Origin of the sequence: Mycobacterium angelicum (assembly GCF_002086155.1) — a bacterium.
Classification (GTDB): Bacteria; Actinomycetota; Actinomycetes; order Mycobacteriales; family Mycobacteriaceae; genus Mycobacterium; species Mycobacterium angelicum.
Map to the genome: position 1 here is coordinate 60005 of NZ_MVHE01000002.1, position 25776 is coordinate 85780.

The window sequence follows — 25776 nt, forward strand, 5'->3', positions numbered from 1 at the left end:
CCCCTATGCTTGAGCGCTAATGGTCGAGACAACCACGTGCGCGATCATCGGCGGCGGCCCGGCTGGCATGGTGCTCGGGCTGTTGCTGGCCCGAGCGGGCGTCGAGGTCACCTTGCTGGAGAAGCACGGCGACTTCTTGCGCGATTTCCGCGGCGACACCGTACATCCGACCACGATGCGGTTGCTCGACGAGCTGGGGCTGTGGCAGCGGTTCGCGGACTTGCCCTACACCGAGGTACGCAAGGCGAAGTTGGACTTGGACGGCCGCTCGGTGACCTACGTCGACTTCGAGCGGCTCAGGCAGCCATATCCCTATATCGCGATGGTGCCGCAGTGGGACCTGCTGAACCTGCTCGCCGACGCCGCCCAATCCGAGCCCAGCTTCACGTTGCGGATGAATACCGAGGTCACCGGCCTGCTGCGCGAGGCCGGCAAGGTCACCGGCATCCGCTACCAGGGACCCGACGGCCCCGGCGAACTGCGGGCCGAATTGACCGTGGCATGCGACGGCCGCTGGTCGATCGCCCGCCACCAGGCCGGCTTGCGGACCCGCGAATACCCGGTCAATTTCGATGTCTGGTGGTTCCGGCTGCCGCATGAAGGCGATGTGGAATTCTCCTTCCTGCCCCGGATCGCACCCGGCAAGGCCCTCGGGGTAATTCCGCGTGAGGGTTATTTTCAGATCGCTTACATAGGACCCAAGGGCGGCGACGCCGCGCTGCGCGCGCGAGGCATCGCCGAATTTCGCCGCGAGGTCGCTGCGCTGGTCCCGGAAGCGGCCGACGCGGTGGCGACGCTGGAGTCCATGGACGATGTCAAGCACCTTGATGTTCGGGTGAATCGGTTGCGGCGCTGGCACATTGACGGCTTGCTGTGCATTGGTGACGCGGCGCACGCGATGTCACCGCTGGGTGGTGTCGGCATCAATCTCGCGGTCCAGGATGCCGTCGCGGCCGCGACCATTCTGGCCGAACCCCTGCGCCGGCATCGGGTCACCGATCGCGACCTGGCCGCCGTGCGCCGTCGGCGCGCGTTCCCCACCGCGGTAACCCAAACGGTGCAACGGATTTTGCAGCGCCGACTCGTTGGCCCACTGCTCGACGGTGCGGATCCCACGCCTCCGGCGGCGCTGCTCGGTATCGTTGCGCGGCTGCCGTGGCTGGCGGCGGTGCCCGCATATTTCATCGGTGTCGGCGTGCGGCCCGAACATGCTCCCGCGTTCGCACGCCGCGGACCCGGTGACGGCAATGGCTGACGACACGGCGCCGGTGCGGATCGGCATCCTGGGTGCGGCGCGCATCGCACCGATGGCCCTGGTTCACCCGGCCAGGGAAAGTCCCGACGTAGTGGTAACCGCGGTGGCCGCACGCGATGTGGCGCGGGCTCGAGACTTCGCCACCAAACACCGCATCGCCCGGGTGCACGGCAGCTACGAGGCGCTGATCGCCGACCCAGACCTCGACGCCGTATACAACCCGCTGCCCAACGGCTTACACGGCCACTGGACCCGAGCGGCGCTGTCCGCCGGCAAGCATGTGCTGTGTGAAAAACCGTTCACCGCCAACGCCGCCGAGGCCCGCGATATCGCGGCCGTGGCCGCGGCGTCGGATCGGGTTGTCATGGAGGCGTTCCACTATCGCTACCACCCGCTGACGTTGCGGATCGAAGAGATCATCGCCTCGGGTGAACTGGGCACGCTGCAGCGGGTGGAGACGGCCATGTGTTTCCCGCTGCCGAAGTTCTCTGACATCCGCTACAACTTCTCACTGGCCGGCGGCGCGCTGATGGACGCGGGTTGTTACGCGGTACACATGGCGCGCACCTTCGGCGGTGGGACTCCGGAAGTCGTTTCGGCGCAAGCCAAACTGCGTGACGCCGAAGTCGACCGGGCGATGACGGCCGAGTTGCGGTTTGCCGATGGGCATACCGGCCGGATCCGTTGTTCGATGTGGTCAACGGATCTACTGGCGATGGGCGCCACGGTGATCGGCGATCGCGGGCGGTTGCGGGTGCTGAACCCCGTCGTGCCGCAGCTCTTTCACCGGCTCACCGTCGCGTCGGAAGCCGGCAAACGGGTGGAGCGGTTCGGGCGTCGCCCGTCGTACGCCTATCAGCTGGACGCGTTCGGGGCCGCGGTGCTGCGCGGTGCGGCGGTGCAGACGACGCCCGAAGACGCGGTGCAGAACATGACCGTCATCGATGCGATCTACCGTGCCGCCGGCCTGCCGCTGCGACAACCCTGCTGAACATCACCGCGGGAGCTGCGCCAGCAAACGCCGTGCCGCCTCAACGCACGGCCGGAGCCGATCAGCGGGGCCGACGCCCGCCAGCGCCGACAACCGTTGCGGCACTTCGAGTTCCAGCACGATACCGGCCGGAAGCACCGACAGTATGTCGCGCAGCGGCAATTCGCCCTGCCCGGGGACCATGCGTTCGAACATCGCTTCTTCCATGTAGTTGTCGGCGCGCGGCTGCAGTGTCGTGTCGTTGAGTTGGGCATAGCCGATCAAGCCGGCGTCGACGGCCGCGAGGTCGCAGACGCTGGCTCCTGACCGAACCAGATGCATGGTATCGATCAGTAGCTGGAAGTCAGGCCGGCCGACATGTGCGACCGCGGCAAGTGCGGTGGGCAGGTCGCCGACCGTCAGGCCCGGCACCGGTTCGACGACCGTCGCGAGTCCGCGCTCGGCGGCAAGCCCGGCCAGCGCGCCGAATTGGTCGAAGGTTCGGGAAGTATCGGGGTCCAGGCTGACGACGTTGATCCGGGCAGCGCCGAGTTCGGCCAGCACATCAAGGTCCGGGCACAGGTCCGCGGCCTCGGCGTTGGGCAGTACCAGGAATCCGTCGCCCAGCGAGATCGTCACGCCGCGGTGGTGCAGTGCGGCCACCAGGTCCTTCCTCAGGGCGGCGTCGTCGCGCAGTGAGAAGGGCGGATAGCCCAGCGGTACCAGCGCGCTGCCCCGCACCCACATCGAGATGCAGCGGCATTCGAGATCGGCGGCCAAATCGACGAACTTCACCGGCGGAAGTCCGAATACGCTCAGGAATCCAATACCAAGCTGGTTCATTTTCGCCCGCTCAGCCTACAAACCCAGGGGTTTCGATGCGGTACGTGGTGGGTATTCGTATTGATTACCTATGGTCATTGGAGAAACCGGCCGAAGGGAGGGACGGAAATGAATCTCAAAGGAATTGCGGGCACACTCACCATCGCCGGTGCGCTGGGCGCTGCGGCGTTAGGAGTGGGCGCGGGTACCGGTCAGGCCGATCCCGGGCCGCGGATACCGCGACCGCCCGTTCCGCACATCGACGATTCGACCGGCTGGCACCCGGTGCCGCCCGGGCAGATCCAGCAGGTGTGCCCCTGGCACTCACCGCCCGGACATTGGGTGGGCGGGCCGCACGGCCTTCCGTGCACGTAGCTCGCACAACGGCTTTCGCCGGCAAGCCTCAACACATGCCGCTGGGAATGCCGCGCACCGGCGCGGTTTCCTGAGCGGGCATGGTTTGGGGGTAGGGCACCCGATAGGGGATCCCGTAGTGATCTGCGCCCAGAATCACATTGGGAATGCACTGCGGTAGTTTCGAAAGTTCCCCCACCACAGGATTATTCAGGGCAGGTGGCGCTGGGTTGGGCGGCACGGCGAAGTTGAACGCCGAGGTCATATCGCCGACCGCACTCCTGCGCCACGAGGTGAGGTTGGGAACCGGTACCCCGAAGCGCTTTTCCAGCAACCGCAGCTGTGAAGTGTGGTCAAAAGTGTCACGCACCATCAGCGGCCCGCGGCTGTACGGGGAGATGACGAAACACGGGACGCGAAAACCCAGTCCGATCGGGCCGCGGATACCACCGGATCCGGCTACCGCATTGATATCGGCGACGGTGACGTATTCGCCGGGCGTGCCTGCCGGGGCGGTGGGTGGTACCACGTGGTCGAAGAAGCCGCCGTTTTCGTCGTAGCTGACGATCAACGCGGTTTTCTCCCAGACCGCAGGGTTGGACAGCAGAATCTTGAGCACCATCACCAGCGCCACGGCGCCGGCAGCCACCGGGAATGCGGGGTGTTCGGACTGCAGGACGTTGGGCACCACCCAGGAGACCTGCGGCAATCTGTTGGCCTTGACGTCGGCAAAGAAATTTTGCGGGTATTGCGGCCCCAGGCCGAGACGGGTGAGTTCGGACCGAGGATCGGCGGTCTGTTTGAAGTACTCGATGAAGTTGCCGAAGCTGAGTTCGGAGGCCAGCGGCCCGAGGGCCTTGGTCTTGTTGCGATATACCTTCCAACTGATGCCGGCGTCGCTGAGGTTCTCCGGCATGATGCGCCAGCTGAACCTTTGGCTGGGGCTGGTGTAGGGGCTCTCCAACTGGGGGCCGCCATTGCTGCCGTCGGGATCGAGGGTGGCGCTCAGCCAGTACAGCCGATTGGGCAGCGTCGGCCCCATCACCGAGCAGAAGTATTGATCGCAGAGCGTGAACGCGTCGGCCAGCAGAAAGTGCACGGGGATGTCGCGGCGGGTGTAGTAGCCCATCACCGTCGGCGTATGTGCTCCCGCGTCGACGGTGGTCTGCGCAGGCAACCACTGGTCGTTGGCGCCGCCGTTCCATGACTGGTGCATCGCCACCCAGCCGTGGTCCGGGTCATTGAGGCATTCGCCATCGAGGATTGGTCCGCGCGTGGTGTCGAGACGGTAGGGCAGCGTGACTCCGGCGGGGTCGAGCGCCTGCGTCATCGGGTTCCAGCCCTTTTGGGCGTATGAGGGCGACGGCGTACCGAACCCGTTAGTGCTCGAGAGCGTGCCGAAGTAGTGATCGAACGACCGGTTCTCTTGCATGAACAACACGATGTGTTCGATGTCGGACAGGTGGCCGGAGCAGGGCCCCGCACCGTAAGCCTTTTCGATTACCGGACCGGCTAGCGACAACAACGCGCCCGCACTCCCGGCCGTGGCCCTGGCGAAGAATTCCCGACGCGAAAACCCGTCGATCGGGCTCCGGCTCACGGCTCTGGCCTCCTAGTGGGCCCCGTTGTGCAATTGCAGTCAAGGTAAGGCCCGACCCAACGGGATGCGACGCGCTGACCCGGCGTGTCGTCGGCAAATCTTTGCTGATTCGTGGAACCGGCTACGCGGTATCGACGGCTGGGCCGTATCGCTCGACGCCGAGTGTTGCCAGCATGCCGGCCGCGGCCTGTTGCCAGGTGAACGACTCGGCGCGACGCCTGGCGCCGCTGCGCCGGTGTGGTTCGGGCCGGCTGACGATCGAGCACACCGCCCGGGCGATGGCCTCAGGACGGTTGTCGGCGCACGCGCCGCTGTCGGCGGTGATGATTTCGGCCAGCGCCGAGGTGCGTGAGACCACGGCCGGTGTGCCGCAGGCCAGCGATTCCAAAGCGGCAAGGCCAAACGTTTCGTGCGGTCCCGGCGCCAGTGTGACGTCGGCGGTAGCCAATAGCCCGGCCACGGTGTGGCGGTTAGAGATGAAGCCGGTGAAGTTGATCGGCAGCCCGGCGGCCTGCCGCTGCAGCCTGGACCGCAGCGGGCCTTCGCCGACGACGACCAGCCGCGCGTCAACACCGTCGTCGCACAATGCGGCCACCGCACCGATGCTGCGGTCCACCCGCTTCTCCATCGACAGCCGGCCGCAATGGACCAGCAAAATCTGGCGGGGCGTGGCCCAGCGTTGTCGCACGAGGGCGGAGCGCTGCCGCGGGTGGAAGGTGTGCAGGTCGACGCCCAACGGCACGGTGACGGTATTGCGCGCACCGATCCGGTCGAACTCCTCGCGCGCGAAGCCCGTGGTGCATACGACGGTGTCGTAGTTGGCGGCCGTGCGCCGGTTGGCCAAATCTGCGAATCGCTGCGCGGCCCGCTGCGGAAGCACTTGCCCGGCCAGACGATCCAGCCGCTCATGGGAGATCATCACCGTCGTCGCGCCGTGGTCGCGCCCCCACCGGCCCAGCGACCTCAGCGTGAGCCGGTCGGAGACCTCCAGGGCGTCGGGCCGCAATGCCCGCAATACCGATCGCACCGCGCCCGGCATGATCGCGCGATACCCGCCGGTAAGCGGAATCAGCCTGGCGGGCAAGGTGATTCGAACCACGCCGGTGGGCAGCCGGGTGTGCCCGGCCTGCGCACCGGGGACGATCAGAAATACCTCGTGGCCACTTCCGCAGTATTCGGCACCAAGCCGGTCAACCGCGGTCCGCAGGCCACCGGAGCGGGGTCCGTAGAAGTTGGCGACCTGAACGACACGCATACCGTGAGAGAAACCGGCGCTCGTGTGCGGTCAACGAGCTGGGACCGACGGTCGCCTGAACAGTCCGTGAACTCCCGCCTAGCTGGGCTTTTTCAAGTGTGGGCCCAGCATCTGATGCCACGCCCTGGACATGTTCTGGAACTCGTCTTCACAATTGCCGGCGCGGTCTTCCGGCAGGTCCCCGGATGTGACGATGTTGGCGTTGGCGGTCGGATCCGAGCCGTAGATCCAGCATTCCCAGTTGTACATCCGGGTGATGTCCATGGAATGGCCGTCCCAGAACGGCAGATCGTTGGCGTCGCCGGCCTCTTTGGCGCTCAGCTTCCAGTCCTGGGCGGTGTCGGTGGCGATACGCACCCCGTTGGGATAGGGCTTCCCGTCGGCGCCAGGAGTGAGCAGCATGAATGCGGAGAGCTGATCGGCCACGTCCTCCTCGCGCCCGGTGAACGCCAGCTGGTAGATCGCCAGCGTGGCGTGGCCCAGTTCGTGATAGAAGCCGGAGATCGTGGCGTCGACCGCGGCCGTCGCCGGGTCGGGATTGCCGTTGCCGGCGAACCGTTGCTGGCTCTGCTGGATGTCTTCGTAGCAGAGCTGTATCTCGTTGACGTTGGGATCCCAGTAGTCGTTGGCCTCACCGCATTGCTTGCCGACGGCTCCCACGTCGTAGGGCAGGTTCAGGGTGTCGTTGACCTGCTGAGCAACTTGCTCCAACAGCTTGGCGTTCTGCATGAGCTGACGCCCGCCCTGCGCGTCGGCCGTCTCAGCGTCCTCGTAGCGGATGGTCATCTTTCCGGCCGCAGCGGGTTCAGCCGAAGCGCCCGGCTTCGGGGATGGCCCGGGTTGGCTCCCCGACGGCCTGCTCTCGGCCTGCTGGCCACTGGACGCGCCACATGCCGCGGAAGTCAGCAGCGCGGCCATTACCGCGCCGACGGCGACAGGTCTTTTCATCGTGCCGATTCCCCTCCTTGGGAAAACGGTACGACACCCCGGCCAATCTGTGAGCGGTTATCCGGCGAGCACGCACCTGGCGTACTCCGTTCTGGCCCGCTACCGGACCTTGCGGCCATCGAATGTCGCGACGAGCGCGTCATAGCGCCGTTGCACATCTGCGCGGTCGGCTTCGCAGCGACTCGTGATGTAACTGAGCAGATCTCGCACTGCCCCGGCGGGCGGCAACCGGCCACCCACCCAAATGGCCCGAAGTTGTCTGCGCAGGTCGAGTTCAGGCACCGCCACCTCGTGCATTCGGCCGATGGCGAGATCGTCAGCGACTGCCAGGCGGCTCATCACCGCAGGGCCCGCGCCGGCGACCACGGCCGCGCGTACGGCGGCCGCAGAAGACAATTCGAGGACCGGCGGTGCCTGCGGTTCCGCGTCGCCCAGGGCCCGGGAGAGTGCCGCGGCCAGCGAATCGCGGGTTCCCGAACCGGTTTCGCGGGAGACGAGCGGGGTCTTGCTCAGCTCCGCGGCGGTCAGCGATCGCTGCCGCCGCGCCCACTTGTGGCCCGCCGGAACGACCACGACCAGCTCGTCGCGGCCAACCACACGGCTGCGTAAACCAGTTGGCACATAAGGGGTTTCGATGAAACCGAGATCGACTGCCCCGCCTCGCACAGCGGCGATCGCCTGGTCGCTGTTGGTCGCGGTCATGATGACTTCCGGAGCGGTGGCGCCGAACCGGCTTGTCGAAACCTGCAGCGAGACCAGCCAGCGTGGCATGAGCTGCTCGGCGACCGTGAGGCTGGCCGCCACTTTGACGCGTTTGCGCTTTTCCGATCGCAGCGTGGCCAGCCCGGCATCCACGTAGCGGGCGACGTCGAGCAGGCGATCCGCCCACTCGGCGACGACGATTCCGGCCGGTGTCAGTTGCGAACCGCGTGGCGTCCGGACCACCAGGGTGACGCCGGTCTGGACCTCGATCGACGCCAATCGCGCCGACACCGCCTGCTGCGTCAGCCCGAATTCGCGGCCGGCGGCGCCCAGACTGCCCGTGCGGGCGATGGCCAGAAACACTTCGAACGCGCCGAGTTGGGGCATGTGAGTGCTCAGTGGCGCCATGGTGATCCTCCGCCGGCAAGCATACAAGTCTGTCTTGTGAGGCGTGGAATACTCACAAAGTCTCCTTGTGAGCTCACAATCCCGCGCGCTCTACCCGGTCCGCCGAAATTGGTGGATCATTTCCGGTATCCGAGGCAAACGCGAACCTAGGAAGGCGGCGAACCATCGTCATGGCACAGACCGCAGCGATGTGGGGCAAGTGCGACGACATGATCGTGCACAGTGAGTTGCCGTATAACGCTGAGCCGCCCCCGGCCGTACTGGCGGAAAGCGACGTCACGCCGATCGATGCGTTCTACGCCCGCAATCACGGTGCCGTTCCCGACATCACGGCGCAACAGTGGCAATTGACCGTCGACGGATACGTGGATAGACCGCTCACCTTGAGTTTCGACGAGTTGACCACCAGATTCGACCAGCACAGCGTGGTGGCGACGCTGGCGTGCGCCGGTAACCGGCGTGCCGAACTGTTGCGGGTGCGGCCCATCCCGGGCAAGGACCCCTGGGAGCATGGAGCGATATCGACCGCCCAGTGGCGGGGAGTCCGGCTGGCCGACGTTTTGGCAGCCGCCGGCACGCACCTCGACGAGGGCCTGCACGTCGCCTTCGAGGCACCCGACGTTGCCGAGGAAGCTCGGCCAGCCCAGCCCTATGGCAGCTCGGTCCCGCTCAGCAAGGCGCTGTCTGGCGAGGTGCTGCTGGCCTGGGAGATGAACTCCGAACCGCTTCCGGCTGCGCACGGCGGCCCGGTTCGGGTAGTGGTTCCCGGATACATCGGTGCCCGCAGCGTCAAATGGGTCACTGCGATAACCGTGCGGAAAGGCCCGTCCGACAACTACTTTCAGGCCTTCGACTACCGCATCCTGCCGCCCGAAGCCGACGCGGACCGCGCCGCGGCGGGGGATGGGATCTCGCTCTCGTCGCTCGCGCTCAACTGCGACATCCTCGATCCCAGCGACGGTCAGCGCGTCCCGGCGGGCCCACTGACCATCCGCGGCTACGGCATCGCCGCCGATGGGCGCGAAGTCGAGCGTGTTGACGTGTCCGTCGACCGCGGGATCACCTGGCAGCAAGCCGATCTGGCCCCTTCACTGGGCAAGTGGACATGGCGGCCGTGGTCGCTGACCGTCGATGTCCGGCCCGGACCGTTGCACATCACCGCACGGGTCTGGGACGACACCGGCGCCCTACAACCGCAATCACCCGCGTCACTGTGGAATCCGCGGGGATACGGCAACAACGCCTGGGCCCGTGTCGAATTGTGTGCCCACTGAAGCGGCTCAGCCGGCGAGCCCCTTCTTGATTGCCGCGTCTTGCTTTTGTCCGACGTCGGTGACGAAGTCCGCCGGTGCCGGTCCGCTGGGTGGCCCGTCGAATTCCAGCTCCACGAAAGCTCGTCCCTCGGTGAACAGCAACACCGTCACGCCTTTGGCGCCGTCCGGCGACGGCCCGGAGACAGTGGTGCCGCCGGTTCCCACCTCGATGGGCCCGGGGACGCCATGCACGGTCCCGTCCAATGCGCCCTTCCTCTTATTGAGCGCGCTGGTCGCGGCGGCGGGATCGGCCAGTATTTGAATGGTGTCGTAGATGACGTGGGAGCGGTCGGAGTTGCTGAACGTGGCGGCCACCCCGGCTTGACCATTCGGGTTGAGCACCGGCGCACCGGCGGTGAAGACTTCGGGCGCGTTGATATCGGACGCTTGGATCAACAACGCGGTGTAGTCGGTCGGCTGGGCGGTCGGCGAGGAGGCCGTCGAGCTGTGGGCGGCTGCTGAGGAGGTGGTGCCCGAACCGGCGGTCTGGTTCGGCGAGTGGCAGCCGGCCACCGATGGCCCGAGAGCCACGGCCGCGATAGCGACTGCAACCATCCCGCGCAACAAGTTCATGTCAAGTGCCTTTCTGTACCGTGCCTGGGTCATGGGTTGGACAGCAGCAGCATGACCCGGCCACCGGCAGCCGGCTCGGGAAATGCAGTCTCATCGAAGCCGTAGTACTTGCGCTCGTCTGCGGTGAAGGCCCCGATCACTTTCCCGGTGGCCCGCAGCGCGCCGTGCCGGACACCGGTCATCATCCCCTTGAAATCCGGCACCGACAGCGCCTCGGCGAGCAGCAGGGCCTCACCGCCGGACCGCAGTACTACCAGTACGCCCGCGCCCGCATAGTTGTTGCCGCCGCGGCCGGTGCCGCGCGGCGCCCAGTAGATCGGCCCGGATGCCACCGTGCCCTCCACCCGCCGATAGTTGCCCGGCCGCTGCGCATCGGCGACGGTGACCACCGGCAGGGCGGCGATGGTGCGCTTCTCCTTCAGCCACATCACGCCGAGCGGGAGGCCGACGATCGCATACATCAACACCATCAGGACCAGAACCGGCTTCCACGCGAGCTCCCAGCCGAGGCGACGTTGCGAAATCGGCAGTCCGTCCAGCTGCTCGTTCAGCCGGCGGCGGCCGAATCGAAAGACATACCAAGCCAATACGCGCGCAAGCGCCATGCAGCCCACGATGATCAAACCGACGATGCCACACATCCGGAAGTAGAACGTGCTGTCGCCCTGGTTGATCGTCGCGGCCCACATCACGGCCGGGATGGGCGCCGTCAGCAGCAACAGCAATGCGTAGGAGGGGTGGCTGGTCAGGTAGGGATACGTCACCGTCCAGGCGCGATTGCCGCCGTAGGCGGTGACCGGTCCGACATTTGCGTGCACGACCGGAGTCCACGAACCCTGCACCACTCGCGGCTTGACCAGCGAGCGCACGAAGAAGAACCCGAAGATCAGCGAGACCACCAGCGCTCCCCAGAACACCGAGTCGAGCCGCTCGCCCGTGCCGGGCACCCCGAACGCGCCGCGGATGTCGATGAGCTTGCCGATGAAGAAGGTCAGGGGCATCACGAAGAACAGCTCCAGCAACCACACCTGGATGAGTTGCGGGATGCGCGAGCCGATCCGGTCGAAGGCGAGTACGCGTCGCCAGATGAATCGCAAAACGCCCATGACCGGGCACCTTATCGAGTAAGCGGTGCAGCTGAGCCGAATTCGACGTACGCTGTCACGCTGACCGGCCACTGGAAAACCACTGTGATCGGAGTGGCTGAGGTGATTGAATGGTCGAGATCGTCATCCGAGGCGAAGGTGTTGCACCTGTTGAACAGAATCAGCCAGCGACGTGATGTCTGACCGGCGCCCAGGGCTTGTGCGGTGATTGCCCGATTCATCGATCGTTACGCGCTGTGGGTCGTGGCTTTGTGGTTCGTCGGCGCAGTCGTCGGCAATAGCCTTGCGCCGCAACTCGAGGCGCTGACCGCCGCGCGTGATCAACCGTTCGCCCCGACCGGCACCCCCAGTTGGTATGCGGTGCAACATTCGGCGGCGGCTTTCTCCCAGTCGCCCACCGACAACATGGGATATGTGGTCCTGGAACGCAACGGTCCGCTTACCGCTCGCGACCGGGCCTTCTGCGATCAGCTGATCAGGGCGCTGCACGAGGACACCCGGCACGTCAGTGCCGTGGTGGACTGGTGGGCGGTGCCGGCTCTGGCGGCCCGGGGGATCAGTAGCGATCATCGGGTGGCGACCATCTTCGTCCGGTTGTCGGGTCTGGTGGGCACCACCCAAGCCAGTGAATCCGTCATCGCGGTACGCAATGCCGTGGCGAATCTGCACCCGCCCGACGGCCTGCAGGTCTACGTCACCGGTCCGGGCGCCACGGTGATGGATGAGTTCGAGGCGATCTACAAGCAGATGAAGTTCATCACGCTGACGACCTTCGCCGCGCTGCTGCTGTTGTTGTTGCTCCTCGACCGGTCCCTGATCACCGCCATGGTGCCGCTGGTTTCGGTCATCGCGGCCCTGGCCGTGGCCAAACCGATCGTCGCGATCCTCGTCGAGCACGCCGTCATCGGCGTCTCGGTGTTCTCCATCGGCCTGAGCATTGCCGTGGTTGTCGGGGTCGGCACCGGCTTCGCAATTTTTTTGATCGGGCGTTATCAGGAACGGCGAAGACAAGAGTTCACCCCGGCCGAGGCGTTTGCCGACGCGTACCGCGCCGTGGCGCCGACGATCATCGGCTCGACGCTGATCGTGGTCGCGCCGCTGGCCGCGGTGGGATTTCTGAACTTCTCCCGGATCAGTGTGTTCGGGCCGACCGGAGCGCTGTGCACCATCGGGGTCCTCGTCGTCGCCGTATGCGCGCTGACCCTGACGCCGGCCCTCATCTCGCTGGCCGGCCGCGCCGACCTGCTCAGACCGCCGCCGCGCAACCGCGTGCGACGCCGGCTGCGGCGTATCGGCATCTACGTGGCGCGCTGGCCGGCACCGATATTGGTGAGCAGCGGTGTGCTGGTGTTCATCCTGATGATCGGGCTGCCCGCGGTTCCGATCGGCTGGGACGAGGCCGCGGCAACACCGGGCAGTGCGGAATCCAACCGCGGCTATCGAGCGGTCGACCGCCACTTCGCCGACAACCAACTGCTGCCCGACGTGGTCACCATTCAGTCCGATCACGACATGCGCAGTCCCGCCGGTCTTACCGCGCTGGAACGAATCACCGCGGCGATCATGGCGGTTCCCGGTGTCCGCATGGTGCAGTCGGCCAGCCACCCCGCCGGAATGGTGTCCAAACAAGCCGCACTGACCACCTCGGCGGGAAATATCGGCGACCGCCTCGACGAGTTCTCCGATCTGCTTGCGGCCCGTGGGGCGGCGTTCTCCGGTCTCGACAACGCAATCGGCGACATGGTGAACTCGATCGACCTGACCGAGAACGCCATGCAACTGGGCGCGTACGGCATCGGCGGTGCGGGTCTGGCGGTCCATCTCATGCAGGAAGCGATAACCAAGGTACGCAGCCGGGCCGGCGATATCTCCGACATCTTCGACCCGCTGCGCAATTTCGTCGCGGCCTTGCCGGAGTGCCGCACCATGCCCGTGTGTTCTGCCGCCAACGAGTCGGTGCAGTGGTCCAACGGCGTCGTCGACGGTTCGGTGAAGCTGGCCAATGCGGCAGAACAACTCGGGCAGGGGATCGCGGACGCGGCGGCCAAGGCCGGCCCCTCCGGTCTGCCGGTGGCCCTGGCCAACATCACCGGCCAGCTCGAACAGCTGCGCGGATCAGCGACCGGCGTCAAGGACGTGCTCAACAACGCCCGCCCGGTTCCGGTGTCAGCGCTGCCCGATTACCTGCAGCGGCTGGCGGCGGTTTCCCAGGGTTCCCCCGGCGTTGACCTCTACGCCTCGCGCAGGATTCTGACCGACCCGAGTATGCGGGTTGTGCTGGACGACTTCTTCTCAACCAACGGACGCGCGACGCGCCTGATCGTCTACGGCGACGGCCACGAATGGGGCAATGACGGTGCCCAGCGAGCGCGCGCGATAACGGCCGCCATCGCCGACGCGATCAAGGACGGCAACTTCAAACCCACTGCGGTCGAGCTCACCGGCGTCGGCCCCGCTACCCGAGACCTGCAGGATCTGATGGGCAGTGACCTGCTGCGAGTGGTCGGCACCACGTTGGCCGTCATCTTTGTGATCGCCGCGCTGCTGCTCCGCAGCCCGCTCGCCGGGCTGATCGTGGTGGGCACCATCGCGACGTCCTACCTGTGTGCCCTGGGCGCCAGCGTGTTGATCTGGCAGCGCCTGCTCGGCCACTCCTTGCATTGGTCGGTGCTGCCCATCGCGTTCGTGTTGTTGGTGGCCGTGGGTTCGGCCTGCAATCTGCTTTTCGCGCTGCGCATCCGCGAAGAACGCTGGGCCGGTCCGCGCACCAGCATCATCCGCGCCTACAGCGCGACCGGTGGGGTGGCTACCGTCGCCGGAATCGTCATCGGCACAACGATATTGGCGCTGGCATCCAGCCGGGTACTGAGTGTGGCGCAGATCGGTGTGACCGTCGGCATCGGACTGTTGCTGGACGCGCTGGTGGTGCGCGCGTTCGTGTTGCCGGCCGTGATGGTGGTGCTGAGCCGCCGGCTGTGGTGGCCACGCCAACTGGTCAGCGACGAGCCGGTGCCCGAGCCCTTGACCGTGTGACCGGCGCCGGTTAGCCGGCGACGGTGAAAATCAGCAACAGCACGCCATAGGCAAGCACCAACACCACCGCCCCGCCCAGGCTGATCCGGGTCGGGGCCCCGTCAATGGGATCCAGCCAGCGCCGAAACGGCACCGAAGCCGCCGGCACCAGAACCCATTGCAACAGGCCGACGCTGACCACATTGCCCACGAATACCGAAAGCGATGGCCCGACTCCGAGCTGCGCCAGGGCGGGCGCCAGCGACTTGGACAACAGGATCACCGTCGGATACAGGCAGAGCACCACCAGCATGGCTGACTTCCAGCCCGGGGTGATCTTCGTCTGCCCGTCGGCAACCCGCACGGTCGACCCGAACGGCGCACTGCGGGGCAGTTCGGCGAAGTCGCGAGTCAGTCCACCACGCAGCCGGGGCAGCGCCGCCTGGCGTTCCCGCGAACGGATCCACTCGTTCAGCTGGCCGGCGGTGCGAAACCGAAGCACCGACATCCACTGCCCGGACCCATCCGCCGGAAACAGGATGGTGCCCTGGTAGCCGGGATACCTGGAACTGGCCAGCGTCACATCGCCTTGTGCCGCAATGAATTCCGCTTCTTTGCCGGGCGCCACGCTGTGCAGGAAGACACCGAGGTTGGCCGGCGGCAACTCGCCGTCGGCGAGGACTAGGTCGGACGCGGACCGCCAAAATCCCCGTGCTTCCCCTTCGGAGAGCGCGGCGCGGCGTTGGGCACCGTCGAGCCAGTCGTCGAGGTGTGCCGCGCTGTCGAAGGAAACCTCGATAGCCCAATCCAATTGCCGGCTGCCTTGAACCGATTCGCGGGCGCTGACGTATCCAGAAGTATGACGGGCCGAAGCGATGTAGGTGGCCGCCCACTGGCCGAATCGCTGTGGATCGGAGGGCGGATGAAAGAGCGTGATCGCCGTGGCGCCAACAGTCATGTCAGTTGTCTACCAGCCCTGTTCGAAGCCCACTGGAAACCCCTTTTGAAAGCCCTGCCGGAACTGCCGAGGAGCTGATTTCCAGCTATGCCGCTGCGGATCCTTGTCGTCGGCGCCGGAGTGAGCGGCATCTCCGTTGCGCGCGGATTGCTGCGCGACGGCCACGACGTCACCGTCTTCGACCAGCGCCCGCAGGTGCAGGCGGGCGGCGGCGCCGTGACCATCTGGTCCAACGGCGCCACCGTACTGCGCCAGCTGGGAGTCGATATGGACGGCGCCGGTCAGTTGCTGTCCAGCGTGCGGGTGTCGACATCGCACCGACGCCGGCTGGCGACCCTGGACGTGGCCGCCATGGTGAACCGGCTGGGCGCACCGGTCCGGATGGTCGCGCGCCGGGTCCTACTGGAGCGCCTCCTGTCCGGCTTCCCAGTCGAGCGCATCCGGTGCGAGGCCAGAGCCGTCAATGTGTCCCGTACCCCGACGGGGGCGCAGGTCGAATTCGCCGACGGCAGCCACGCGCAGGGAGATCTGCTGATCGGTGCCGACGGCCTGCATTCGATGGTTCGCCATGCCGTAGGCGAACCCGACGCGCAACCGACGGGCTGGTGCAGTTGGCAGGGACTGGTCACCCTCGCCGACGCCGTCGACGATCCGCACGTCGCCCAGGTCATCATCGGTGAGCACGGAAACCTCGGGCTCTGGCCGGCCGGCGGCGCCGACCTGCAATGGTGGTTCGACCTGCCCTGGTCGCGGGACTTCGTCAGACCCGAGCACCCGATCGACGAGATCCGCTCCGGCTTCGCCGGGTGGTCTGCCGGTGTCGACCGCGTGCTGGCCGCATTGACCGACGACCATCTGGCGCATTCGCCCTACCCGCACTTCCGGCATCGCCTTCCGCGGCCGGGCCGGGGCGCGCTGACATTGCTGGGCGACGCCGCGCACACGATGCCGCCCACCCTGGCGCAGGGGACCAATCAGGCGCTGCTGGACACCATGGTGTTGTGCCGGGCGCTGTCCGAACTGCCGGCCGGCCGAGTCGACGTTCCCGGCGCGCTGCGCTGGTATGAGAAGACCAGGCGGCGCAAGGTTGCCGCCGTCTCCCGCGTGGCCTCACTACAGGTGTGTCACGGCGAGTCGGTGCTGCGACCGGCGTCCTTGCTCTCCGATCGCCTGCACACCTGGGCGCTGACCACCTTCCTGCACTGCACCAGCCATCACCGGTTGGCAACAGAGATCAGCCGAAAGCTCGCGGTGGCGGTGCTACCGTCCGGTACATCGCGGCCGGCCCTGGGCGTAACGCCATGAGTCACCCCACCGACCTGGTACGAGTGCGCGGCGAACGCGGCGCTCCGTCGCGCTGGCTGTGGCTGGTCAAGTGGTGTGTGCTGGCAGTGCCGCACTACCCGATTTTGATCGGGCTGTATCTGGTCTACCCGCTGCTGACAATCGTTGCGGGGGTTGCGATCTTGTGCACCGGACGCTATCCGCGCCGCATCTTCGACTTCAACGTCGGCGTGCTGCGCTGGTCCTGGCGGGTCATGAACTACCGCTTTCCGATGAACACCACCGACCGCTATCCGCCCTTCACCCTGGCTTCTCGGCCGGACTATCCGGGCGATCTCGAGGTCGACTATCCGCAGCGGCTGGCGAACTGGCCGGTGCTGGTGAAGTGGTGGCTGCTGGGCCTTCCGCAGATCCTGCTGTGCTGGGCGATGGAGCCGCTGCTGCAAGTGCTTTGCGTGATCAACGCGGTGTGGTTGCTGTGCGCCGGGACGATCCACCCCGGCATGTTCGACCTGTTGATGGGCATTGTCCGATGGCGCTACCGGGTGGCTGTGTATGTATCTTTGATGCGTGACGAGTATCCGCCGTTCCGACTCGATCTAGGTAGCCCATAACGCGCCGTAATCCCTTGTTTCCCTACGTGTATCGATTCGGGCAGCCGGCCTTCGACCGGCTGTTCTATAACCGCTACCGCAAAGCGGCGATCGCGCACGCGACCGGCCGGCTGCTGATGGTCGGCCTCGGCCCGGGAACCGACTTGAAATTTCTGCCGCCCACGGTGACCTCGGTGGCCGCGGTGGAACCGGTGGCGACATTCCGCAGAATGGCATCTCGCCTTGCCGGTCGCCACGGCATCGCCGTCGACGTCGTCGAGGGGACCGGCGAGTCGATTCCCTTCCCGGACAACAGTTTCGACTCGGTGCACATCGGGCTGGTGCTGTGCTCGGTCGACGACGTCCCCGCGACCCTTGGTGAGATCCGCCGCGTGCTGGTTCCCGGCGGCAGATTGGTCGTGCTCGAACACGTCCGAGGGCGGGGCGCCATGGGCCGGTTCCAGGACCTGATCTCGAGTCCGTGGGCGTGGCTTTCCTCGGGGTGTCATCCCAACCGCCGGACCGTCGACGCGATCGCCGCGGCCGGATTCGATATCTCGGAGCTGCGCAGCATCCCGCGAACCCTGGTGCCGCCCCCGTGCACACCGCATCTGCAAGGGTTCGCCACCTTGGTAGACAATTAATAGTCCGAAATTGTAGACATTTCTATTGCATTCCCTCGGCGGAGGTCTAAACTCGATTATTAGGGGGATCGGTGAATAAGTAACTGGGGGTTATCAGGATGAATTTCTCGATATTGCCGCCGGAAGTCAATTCGGCACGGCTGTTCTCCGGTGTGGGTTCCGCTCCGATGCTGGCGGCCGCGACGGCGTGGAATGGATTGGCCGATGAGTTGGCCTCGGCGGCGTCGTCATTCACGTCGGTGACGTCGAACCTGGCAGGGCAGGCGTGGCAGGGCCCTGCGGCTGCGGCCATGGCCGCCGCGGCTGCTCCGTACACGTCGTGGCTGAGCGCGGCGGCGGCTCAGGCGACCGGCGCGGCCGGGCAGGCGCAGGCGGTCGCCGACGCCTTCGATGCCGCACGGGCGGCAACGATACATCCGCTGCTGGTTGCGGCAAATCGAAATGGCTTGGTGCAGTTGGTGTTGTCGAATTTCTTCGGGCAGAACGCCCCGGCGATCGCCGCGGCCGAGGCCGACTACGAGCAGATGTGGGCCCAGGATGTGACCGCGATGGTGGGCTATCACGCCGGCGCCTCGACGGCCGCCGCGCAGTTGGCGCCGTGGCAGCAATCACTGCACGGCCTGGCCGGCCAGCTCGCGTCAACGCTGGGCCTGCGCCCGGTGACCAACCCGGTACCCGGCGATCCGGATCTACAGAGCCAAACCACCACTTTGGGTCCGGTGAAAATCACGGCTCTTGCCGACGCAGCCGACAATAATTTCGTCGCTACCATTTTCTCGACGCCATTCTTCACCGATACTTTGACGTCAGGAAATGAGCCCGCGACAGGCTTGGGTGCGCCGGGGCAGACAATTAACAGGTTCGAAAGTCCGGTGCTGCCCTTCCTGAATAATTCTTTCGCCCTTCCGGTAACCGATCCCTTGGCGCCGTTGTTTATCGCATTGCTCCCACTCGGGTTCTGATACGGCCGGGGCGGTCCTACTCGACGCTGACGGCCGCGATGATGTTGAGTCGCGCGGCACGCACGGCCGGCGCTAACGAGCCCAGCAGGCTGATGGCCAGCGCGCCGATGGCGAAGGCAAACGCCATCGGGCTGGGCCGGAAGCCAATCTGAAAATTCATCATGTCGGCACTGACCAGACTGAACAGCTTCTGGTCGACCAGCCCGACCGCCACCCCCAGGACAGCACCGACCACGCCGATCCCGGCCGCCTCGGCCAACACCATCTGCAGGGTGAACCTGCGGCTGGAGCCCATCGCGCGCAGCACGCCGATTTCGCGGCGCCGTTCCAGCACCGACAGCGTCAAGGTGTTCAAAAGGGCTACCGCCGCGACGAAAACGACGATGATCCACACCGCGTTGGCGATGAACATGCTCTGCTGCATCGGCGCCTCGCGGCCCGCGAGCGCCGCGCGACCGTCATAGACGTAGTCGGGGGCCGGCACCGCCTTGCGCACTTCGGCGAGCAGGCGGTTGGGATCCATTCCGGGAGCCGCGGTGATCTGCAGGGTGGTTGATGCGGGCCGGTCGAACCACGTTCGCAGCTGTTCCAGGCTCATCCCGAGCGTGCCGATCACGGTCGAGAAGTACGGCACCAGGGCCAGCACCACGGTGGGTTGCAAGCCGTGTGGCGTTTGCAGTTGCAGTTGATCGCCCACCCGAACGTTGAGTGTCTTGCCGAGGTTTTGCGAAAGCACTACGCCACGGCCGGCAAGCACCTCGCCGCGCACCCGTTCGTCGAGCGCACGGTAAAGCGCGTCGGCGGTACCGGGGGAGAAGCCGTCCAGCAGCACCCGAGTCCCGCCTACCACTGCGAAGGCGACCGCGCCCTCGGTCACCCGCGCCACCCCGGGCAGCGCGGCGACCTTCTCCGAAAGTCCCTGCGGCAGAACGTCGGTGGCGTAGCTATCGGGACGATTCGCGCTGACCCACACCGCAACGTCGCCGACTGGGGCGAAAATGTCGCGCGCCGACCGGATCATGTCGTTGTTGGTGCCGCTGATCGCGACGGTGGTGACGACCGCGATGAGCACCGTCATTACCGTGGCCCACACCCGGCGGGGTGCGCGCGCTATGGTCGCCGCCCCGAGCGCGCCGGCGGGCCCGAAGAGTCGCGCCGTTGCGGCGGTGGCGTCGACGATGGGTACGGCAACCGCGAAGCCCAGCGCGATTTCGGCGCAGAACACCGCCGCCATGGCGATGAAAGCCCACGCTCCTCGTTGGCTGACGACGGCCCACAGCGACACCGCAAACACCGCCACGGCCGTCAGCCCGCAAGCCACGCGCAGCCATCTCGGTACCCGATCGGCGGCCGAAACCCCGACCGGCGCCAGCGCCTCGATCGGTGAAACCTTGTACACCTGTCGCGCGGCCATCGCAGCGGCCGCCACACTGGTCACCGCCGTGACCGCGACGGCCACGGGGATCGCATAGTCCGGCAGGCCGTACTCGATGCGGGCCTCCAGACCCTGGGTGATGGCCGGCGGCAAGCGGCCAATGGCCATGCGGCCCATCAGTATTCCGAGACCGGACCCGACGGCTCCGCCGATCAGCCCGAGGATCGCCGCCTCGGCCAGCATGTCGCGAACGATCGTGGCCCGTCGTGCACCTATGGCGCGCAGCATCGAGATGACCGGCCGGCGCTGGGTGATGGCCATGGTCATGGTGGTGTAGATGAGGAATGCGCCCACCGCCAGCGCTACCATCGCCCCCATCAGCGCCATGTAGTTCATCATCTTGACGCCGTCGCCGGCCCGGGTCGCACGCATACTCGGCTCGGCCACCAGCGCCCGGTTGTTCACCGCCGCGGTAACCGCGGCGCGCACGGCGCCAAGATCGGCTCCCGGCTTGGTGGTGAGCAGTATCGAGTCGAGTTGACCTTGTCGTCCGGACGCGTTCTGCGCCAACACAACTGGGGCCAGAACATAGTGCCCGCCGTTGAGATCGGCGAGGTGTTTGCCCGACAGCACCTCGGTGACAATGACCGTCACCGAACCCAGCTGAAACGTTTCGCCTTTGGCGCGACCGGCACCTGGACCCACCCGAACGCCGTTGGGCACCGGCGGAGCCGTCGTCAATTGTTCTGCCACGGGATCTTTCACGGCATCGCGCAGAGCTCCGCGCAAAGCGGCGATGTTGGCGTCGGCTCCCAGCAGCAGCACCGGACCCGACGGCGTCGGGGCCGAGGTCCGGATCATCGGTACCGCGGCCGCCACGCCCGCAACAGCGGCCACGTCCGCGGTTATCGTGTCCGGAAACCCGGCGTCGGTGATGCCGGAAACCTCGAGCGCCGCAACGCCGGCGATCCCGTCGGCCAGCCGATTGACCGAACCGGTGACCGAACCGAAGATGCCTAGTATCGCGACCAAATACATTGCCGACACGGCCATTACGCCGGTCGAGGCGACGGTACGCCGCCGATGCACGGTGAGTTCACGCAGGCTGAAGAGCCGCCATCGGCTCGCGGCGGCGGCCATCGTCGGTCCCGGCTTCACCGCGACACCACCGAGGACTCATCGGCACCGACCCGACCGTCGTGCAACGTGATCACCCGGTCGCTATTGGCCGCGGCCTCGCTGTTGTGGGTGACCATCACCACCAATCGGCGGCGGCCGGGTTCATGGGCGACTTCGGCAAGAAGGGCCAGAATCGCGGCGCCCGTTGCCGAATCGAGGTTCCCGGTTGGTTCGTCGGCGAGGATCAACGGCGGATCCATCATCAAAGCCCGGGCCACGGCCACCCGCTGCAGTTGCCCTCCGGACAGCTCCGCGGGCCGGTGCTCGGTCCGGTTGCCCAGCCCAACCCGGTCTAGCAATCCGATCGCGACAGCTTTGGCGGCACCCAACCGGACGCCGTCGAGCAGCTTGGGCACCGCTACGTTCTCCCAGGCCGACAGCGTCGGCAGCAGGTTGAAGAACTGAAACACGAAGCCCACCCGCTGATGGCGAAATCGCGACTGGTGCTCGTCACCGAGACTGCCGATCTCTTTGCCGGCGAACATGATCGAGCCGGAGTCGGGCGTGTCCAGGGCGCCTAGCAGATGCAGCAGGGTGCTCTTGCCCGCACCCGAGGGTCCCACGATCGATACGAAATGCCCGCCGTCCAGGCGCAGGCTGATGCTGTCGAGCGCGCGGACCGGTTGGCCACCGATTCGGTATTCGCGCACCACATCGCGCAGTTCGATGGTCAGTTCTCGGCCGACTGCACCAGCAGTGTCAGCTGTTCTGATCATGACTCTCCCGCCGGACCGCGCGGCCATGCCACCCGGACGCCGGGCCCAAGGCGCCGGTATCAGGTATCACGAGCGCGGCGCCCGGTCGGTTCGACGCGGTTCGGCCTCGCCATGGGCCGAACCGCAAACCCTTTTGCAAGCTAAAAATGTGCAACGGGCATTATTGACGCGTGATCCCATCCGTTGTTGGTCGATCCGGTGCTGTCGCGGCGGTCGTGACCTCGGCAATGTTGTCAGCACCGGCCCCTTGGGCGGCGGCGGTTCCCTCGCCGGCCAACCCGTCGTGCCCCGATGTCGAGGTGGTGTTCGCCCGCGGCACCGGCGAGCCAGCCGGCGTGGGCGGCACCGGTCAGGCATTCGTCGATTCGCTGCGTTCGAAAATCGGCGCGAAGTCGGTGACCGTCTACGGGGTCAACTACCCGGCCACCACGGATTTCCCCACGGCGATCGACGGGGTGAACGACGCGGGCATGCACATCGAGCAGACGGCGGCGAACTGCCCCAAGACCAAGATGGTGCTCGGGGGATTCTCCCAGGGCGCGGCGGTGATGGGTTACGTCACGTCGGCGGCGATACCCGACGGCGCCCCCGAGGGCGCACCCAGGCCGATGCCGGCTGACGTCGCCGAACACGTCGCCGCGATCGCCCTTTTCGGAACGCCCTCGGCACAGTTCATCAATACGGTCGGAGCCCCACCGCTGGTCATCGGTCCGCTGTATGCCGCCAAGACGGTCCAGCTGTGCTCTGCCGGTGATCCGGTGTGCGCGAACGGCGGGGACTGGGCCGCGCACAACGCTTACACCGACAACGGAGAGGTCAACGAGGCGGCCGCCTTCGCCGCGAGCCGTCTCTAAAGCGTGTCAACCCGGCTTGCTCTTCGGCTGGCCGGCCAGCACGGTGTCGCTGAGGAAGATGCGGATCAGCTCGGCGCGTGAGGTGAGACCGAGCTTGGCGAAGATCTTGCGCAGGTGGTAATCGACGGTGCGGGGGCTGAGGAACAACGAGGTGGCGATGGCGCGGTTGGTTTCACCCTGCGCGACGAATCGGGCGATCTGCAGCTCCTGCGGAGTCAGCTGATCGACCGTGCTGACGTCGCGTTTGCGTGCGGTCTCACCGGTGGCCTTTAGTTCGGTGGCGGCTTGCTCGGCCCACGGTCTGGCCCCCAGCCGCTCAAACGTTTCGTGCGCCGAACGCAGGTACTGGCGTGCGTCCGCCCGGCGCCGGCGCCGGCGCAGGCTTTCGCCGTACAACAACTGCGTGCGCGCGGTTTCGAAGGGCCGGCCGACCGCGGAGTGCAGTCGCAGCGCTTCGGCGAATTGGCGGTCCTGTTCGCCGTCGGTTGTCAACAAACCCTGACAACGCGCCACCATGGCGTTTGCCCATGGCGCACCGGTATCGGTCGCCCACACTCGCAGCTGGTCCAGACCCGCGGCCGCGGCGGCCGGCTGCTCGGCGCGCATCGCTGTTTCGACGAGGTCCGCGGTGGCCAGCAACATGAACATCCGGTTGCCTTCACCCGGTCCGGCGCTGGCCAAAGCCTTGAGCCGGTGGAACGCGTCTAGGGGACGCCCGGCGCCAAGGTCGAGTAGGGAGACCGCCCATGAGGCGAGCGCGGCCGGTGGCCCCAGACGATGTCCGATTGCCTGGGCCAGCGCCATCGCCGCGTGCTCGCGGCATTCCTCGGAGTTACCCCGGATAGCCGCATTCAGCGCCAGCACGCCACGCAGATTCGCGGTTGGATTGTGTTGCCCGGTCTCTTCGGCCAGGCGCAGTCCCTCGGTGGCGTCGGCCAGCGCGGCGGGATAACGGCTGCTCAACGTCTCCACCTGGGCCAACAGCGCCAGCAGTAGCGGCAGACCACCCGCTTCGCCGGCGGCGCGGGCCCGGGCGACGGCAATGCTGAACAGGTCGATGGCCCGGGCATCCTCTCCCAGGAACATCGCGCCCGAGGCCGCGGCCATCAATTCCCTTGTCTCGGCACTGTTTTCGGCCAGCTCGGCTGCTCGGCGCAGCCTGGCCGCAGTGTCGGTGGTGTCGCCGCGCAGCACCCCGGAAAGTCCGATAATCACCTGTGCGCCAGCAGTTTTGGGCTCACCGTATTCAGGCACCTCGGCGATACGGCGGCTTATCTCACTCAAACGCGCCAGATCGCCGTTGAACCAGGCGAGCTGGCCCGCCTGGTCGAGCATCGAGACCGCCCGGGCGGGGTCGAGCGCGGTGATTCGCTCGGATGCGCCGACGAGTATGGCGTAGGCGGCCGCCGGGTTTCCGCAGTTGGCTTCGATCGAGCCGCGCAGATGCCCGATCCGGGCCGCCGACTCCGCGCTGCCGCCCAGCGGGACAGCCTGATCGAGCAGGGTTTTGGCGCGATCGGGCTGCCCCGCAGACCAGGCGGCGCCGGCAGCATCGATCAGCCGGTCGGCGCGTTGCTCGGGCGCCGCGGTGAGAGCGGCCGCTCGCTCGAACGCCGCCGCCGCGGCGCCGTGGCCGCCGCGTGCTCGCGCTCGTTCGGCCGCGGCGTGCAGTTCGTCGGCCACGCAGACGTCCGGTCCGGCGGCGGCGTTGGCCAGGTGCCATGCCCGGCGGTCCGCATCGCCGACGGCGTCGAGAACCGCGGCCAGCGCCCGTTCGACCTCACGCCGCCGCCGCGTCGGGGCGCCCCGATAAATTGCCGAGCGCATCAACGGATGGACGAATGACACGACCGCGGCCTGGACGCGAAGCAACCCCGACTTCTCCGCCTCGTCAAGGGCCGCGGCCTCGACGCCCAGGACTTGCGCGGCGCGCAATACGCCGTCCAGCTGGCCGTCGTCGTGTGCGGCGGCCACCAGGAGCATGGTCTGGGTGTCGGCAGGCAGGTCGGCGGCCCGGGCGAGGTACAGGCGCTCCAGGTCGGTGCTGACCGGAAGCTCCTCGGGAAGTGGTGCGCGCCCGGCGATTTGATCCCCCGACAGCGATTTGACCAACTCGCCCAGCGCCAGAGGATTGCCCAGGGTGTCGGTCACCAGGCGGTCGCGAACTCCAGCGGCGACGGGCTCGCTGGTTCGCTCGGCCAGCAATGCGACCGCCGAGCCCACGTCGATGCCGGCCAGGTTCAACTCCGCCACGCCGTGCGCGATGAAGTGCTTGATCGGGTCGTCCCTGGCGGCGAACAGGATGACGATGCCTTCGGCCTGCACCCGCCGGGCGGCAAAGGTCAGCGCGTCGGCTGAGGGGCCGTCCAGCCACTGCGCATCGTCGACAAGGCACAGCAGCGGAGTCGTTTCGGCGGCCTCGGCCAGCATGCTCAGCACGGCCAGTGAGATCAAAAATCGGTCTTCCTCAGTCGCCGGACCTAAACCGAAAGCGCCCAATAGCGCCGCTTTTTGCCGTTCCGGAATCGCAGCACTGCGCTCCAGAACGGGCAGCAACAAATTGTGCACCCCGGCAAACGGCAGCTCAGATTCGGTCTGAATACCGGAGGTGCGCAGAATCTGCAGTCCCGTCGCCCGCGCAACCGCATAGTCCAGCAGCGTCGATTTGCCGATGCCGGCGTCGCCGCGAACCACCAGGGCAGCACTGTGCCGATCACGCGCGGCCGCCAGCAGGCGGTCGATCTGCGCGCATTCCCGGTCCCGGCCGTGCAGCACAGGACGATCTTATGATCGGGACCCGCGCCGGGGCCGGACAAAAGGCCGGAAAAAAGATGTTTGGGTTTGACGCTGGGGGGGAAGCCCTACACCACCCGGGTGTCACCACAACGGGTAT

19 protein-coding genes and 2 pseudogenes are annotated in these 25776 nt (G+C 66.7%); 10 read left to right on the plus strand and 11 right to left on the minus strand.

Annotation, left to right across the window (positions count from 1 at the left end; all coding sequences use genetic code 11):
- Positions 1-19 precede the first annotated feature (19 nt).
- Positions 20-1255 (plus strand): FAD-dependent oxidoreductase, encoded by a 1236-nt coding sequence (locus tag BST12_RS01730; protein WP_083111279.1) that lies wholly within the window; start codon positions 20-22, stop codon positions 1253-1255.
- Entirely contained in the window at positions 1248-2246 is a 999-nt protein-coding gene (locus BST12_RS01735; protein WP_083111280.1) for a Gfo/Idh/MocA family protein, read from the plus strand. Before BST12_RS01730 ends, BST12_RS01735 begins: the two co-directional genes overlap by 8 nt.
- A gap of 3 nt (positions 2247-2249) precedes the next feature.
- On the opposite strand, the gene BST12_RS01740 is transcribed toward BST12_RS01735, so the two are convergent.
- Complete coding sequence (locus BST12_RS01740; RefSeq protein WP_083111281.1) at positions 2250-3068, minus strand: sugar phosphate isomerase/epimerase family protein; 819 nt, start codon at positions 3066-3068, stop codon at positions 2250-2252.
- A gap of 108 nt (positions 3069-3176) precedes the next feature.
- Between BST12_RS01740 and BST12_RS01745 the strand changes: the two genes are divergently transcribed.
- A complete protein-coding gene (locus tag BST12_RS01745; RefSeq protein ID WP_083111282.1) occupies positions 3177-3422 on the plus strand; it encodes a hypothetical protein in 246 nt (81 codons plus the stop codon).
- Positions 3423-3450: 28 nt separating this feature from the next.
- Here BST12_RS01745 and BST12_RS01750 read toward each other — a convergent pair whose 3' ends face one another.
- From BST12_RS01750 to BST12_RS01765, 4 genes and pseudogenes are all read right to left on the minus strand, one after another.
- Positions 3451-5001 (minus strand): phospholipase C, encoded by a 1551-nt coding sequence (locus tag BST12_RS01750; RefSeq protein ID WP_083111283.1) that lies wholly within the window; start codon positions 4999-5001, stop codon positions 3451-3453.
- Between the two features lie 121 nt (positions 5002-5122).
- Entirely contained in the window at positions 5123-6256 is a 1134-nt protein-coding gene (locus BST12_RS01755) for a glycosyltransferase (RefSeq protein WP_083111284.1), read from the minus strand.
- Between the two features lie 78 nt (positions 6257-6334).
- On the minus strand, positions 6335-7204 hold the full coding sequence (locus BST12_RS01760) for a DUF4344 domain-containing metallopeptidase (protein ID WP_083111285.1): 870 nt from the start codon (positions 7202-7204) through the stop codon (positions 6335-6337).
- A gap of 177 nt (positions 7205-7381) precedes the next feature.
- Positions 7382-8314, minus strand: a pseudogene (locus tag BST12_RS01765) (LysR family transcriptional regulator); the annotation flags it as partial.
- Positions 8315-8484: 170 nt separating this feature from the next.
- On the opposite strand from BST12_RS01765, the gene BST12_RS01770 reads away from it, so the two are divergent.
- Complete coding sequence (locus tag BST12_RS01770) at positions 8485-9588, plus strand: sulfite oxidase (RefSeq protein WP_083111287.1); 1104 nt, start codon at positions 8485-8487, stop codon at positions 9586-9588.
- 6 nt (positions 9589-9594) lie between these two features.
- On the opposite strand, the gene BST12_RS01775 is transcribed toward BST12_RS01770, so the two are convergent.
- Positions 9595-10182, minus strand: coding sequence for a hypothetical protein (locus BST12_RS01775; RefSeq protein ID WP_211281192.1), 588 nt, complete (start codon positions 10180-10182; stop codon positions 9595-9597).
- Positions 10183-10229: 47 nt separating this feature from the next.
- Complete coding sequence (locus BST12_RS01780) at positions 10230-11306, minus strand: hypothetical protein (RefSeq protein WP_083111289.1); 1077 nt, start codon at positions 11304-11306, stop codon at positions 10230-10232.
- Between the two features lie 204 nt (positions 11307-11510).
- Between BST12_RS01780 and BST12_RS01785 the strand changes: the two genes are divergently transcribed.
- Positions 11511-14339: an MMPL/RND family transporter gene (locus BST12_RS01785; RefSeq protein ID WP_083111290.1), complete on the plus strand. Its 2829-nt coding sequence runs from the start codon at positions 11511-11513 to the stop codon at positions 14337-14339.
- A gap of 10 nt (positions 14340-14349) precedes the next feature.
- On the opposite strand, the gene BST12_RS01790 is transcribed toward BST12_RS01785, so the two are convergent.
- A complete protein-coding gene (locus BST12_RS01790; protein WP_083111291.1) occupies positions 14350-15276 on the minus strand; it encodes an antibiotic biosynthesis monooxygenase in 927 nt (308 codons plus the stop codon).
- An 87-nt stretch (positions 15277-15363) separates the two neighbouring features.
- Here BST12_RS01790 and BST12_RS01795 point away from each other — a divergent pair, with 87 nt between their 5' ends.
- The 4 genes and pseudogenes from BST12_RS01795 to BST12_RS33185 all read left to right on the plus strand — a co-directional run.
- Positions 15364-16581: an FAD-dependent oxidoreductase gene (locus BST12_RS01795; protein WP_083111292.1), complete on the plus strand. Its 1218-nt coding sequence runs from the start codon at positions 15364-15366 to the stop codon at positions 16579-16581.
- Between the two features lie 23 nt (positions 16582-16604).
- Positions 16605-17174, plus strand: coding sequence for a DUF4389 domain-containing protein (locus BST12_RS01800; protein ID WP_083111454.1), 570 nt, complete (start codon positions 16605-16607; stop codon positions 17172-17174).
- Entirely contained in the window at positions 17171-17797 is a 627-nt protein-coding gene (locus BST12_RS01805) for a class I SAM-dependent methyltransferase (protein WP_083111293.1), read from the plus strand. The genes BST12_RS01800 and BST12_RS01805 overlap by 4 nt, the downstream gene beginning before the upstream one ends.
- Positions 17798-17895: 98 nt before the next feature.
- A pseudogene (locus tag BST12_RS33185) lies at positions 17896-18433 on the plus strand (PPE family protein); the annotation flags it as partial.
- A 342-nt stretch (positions 18434-18775) separates the two neighbouring features.
- On the opposite strand, the gene BST12_RS01815 reads toward BST12_RS33185, so the two are convergent.
- A complete protein-coding gene (locus tag BST12_RS01815; RefSeq protein WP_139801455.1) occupies positions 18776-21274 on the minus strand; it encodes an ABC transporter permease in 2499 nt (832 codons plus the stop codon).
- Positions 21275-21288: 14 nt separating this feature from the next.
- A complete protein-coding gene (locus BST12_RS01820) occupies positions 21289-21987 on the minus strand; it encodes an ABC transporter ATP-binding protein (RefSeq protein ID WP_083111455.1) in 699 nt (232 codons plus the stop codon).
- A gap of 269 nt (positions 21988-22256) precedes the next feature.
- On the opposite strand from BST12_RS01820, the gene BST12_RS01825 reads away from it, so the two are divergent.
- Positions 22257-22883, plus strand: coding sequence for a cutinase family protein (locus tag BST12_RS01825; protein ID WP_083111296.1), 627 nt, complete (start codon positions 22257-22259; stop codon positions 22881-22883).
- A gap of 6 nt (positions 22884-22889) precedes the next feature.
- On the opposite strand, the gene BST12_RS01830 is transcribed toward BST12_RS01825, so the two are convergent.
- Complete coding sequence (locus BST12_RS01830) at positions 22890-25658, minus strand: ATP-binding protein (protein ID WP_083111297.1); 2769 nt, start codon at positions 25656-25658, stop codon at positions 22890-22892.
- Between the last annotated feature and the right edge of the window lie 118 nt (positions 25659-25776).

What these genes read in the sequence shown, in the direction of transcription:
- BST12_RS01730 (WP_083111279.1), top strand. Translation starts at nt 20, where the DNA reads ATGGTCGAGACAACCACGTGCGCGATCATCGGCGGCGGCCCGGCTGGC.
- BST12_RS01735 (WP_083111280.1), top strand. Translation starts at nt 1,248, where the DNA reads ATGGCTGACGACACGGCGCCGGTGCGGATCGGCATCCTGGGTGCGGCG.
- BST12_RS01740 (WP_083111281.1), bottom strand. Translation starts at nt 3,068, where the DNA reads ATGAACCAGCTTGGTATTGGATTCCTGAGCGTATTCGGACTTCCGCCG.
- BST12_RS01745 (WP_083111282.1), top strand. Translation starts at nt 3,177, where the DNA reads ATGAATCTCAAAGGAATTGCGGGCACACTCACCATCGCCGGTGCGCTG.
- BST12_RS01755 (WP_083111284.1), bottom strand. Translation starts at nt 6,256, where the DNA reads ATGCGTGTCGTTCAGGTCGCCAACTTCTACGGACCCCGCTCCGGTGGC.
- BST12_RS01760 (WP_083111285.1), bottom strand. Translation starts at nt 7,204, where the DNA reads ATGAAAAGACCTGTCGCCGTCGGCGCGGTAATGGCCGCGCTGCTGACT.
- BST12_RS01770 (WP_083111287.1), top strand. Translation starts at nt 8,485, where the DNA reads ATGGCACAGACCGCAGCGATGTGGGGCAAGTGCGACGACATGATCGTG.
- BST12_RS01775 (WP_211281192.1), bottom strand. Translation starts at nt 10,182, where the DNA reads ATGGTTGCAGTCGCTATCGCGGCCGTGGCTCTCGGGCCATCGGTGGCC.
- BST12_RS01780 (WP_083111289.1), bottom strand. Translation starts at nt 11,306, where the DNA reads ATGGGCGTTTTGCGATTCATCTGGCGACGCGTACTCGCCTTCGACCGG.
- BST12_RS01790 (WP_083111291.1), bottom strand. Translation starts at nt 15,276, where the DNA reads ATGACTGTTGGCGCCACGGCGATCACGCTCTTTCATCCGCCCTCCGAT.
- BST12_RS01795 (WP_083111292.1), top strand. Translation starts at nt 15,364, where the DNA reads ATGCCGCTGCGGATCCTTGTCGTCGGCGCCGGAGTGAGCGGCATCTCC.
- BST12_RS01815 (WP_139801455.1), bottom strand. Translation starts at nt 21,274, where the DNA reads ATGGCCGCCGCCGCGAGCCGATGGCGGCTCTTCAGCCTGCGTGAACTC.
- BST12_RS01825 (WP_083111296.1), top strand. Translation starts at nt 22,257, where the DNA reads ATGTTGTCAGCACCGGCCCCTTGGGCGGCGGCGGTTCCCTCGCCGGCC.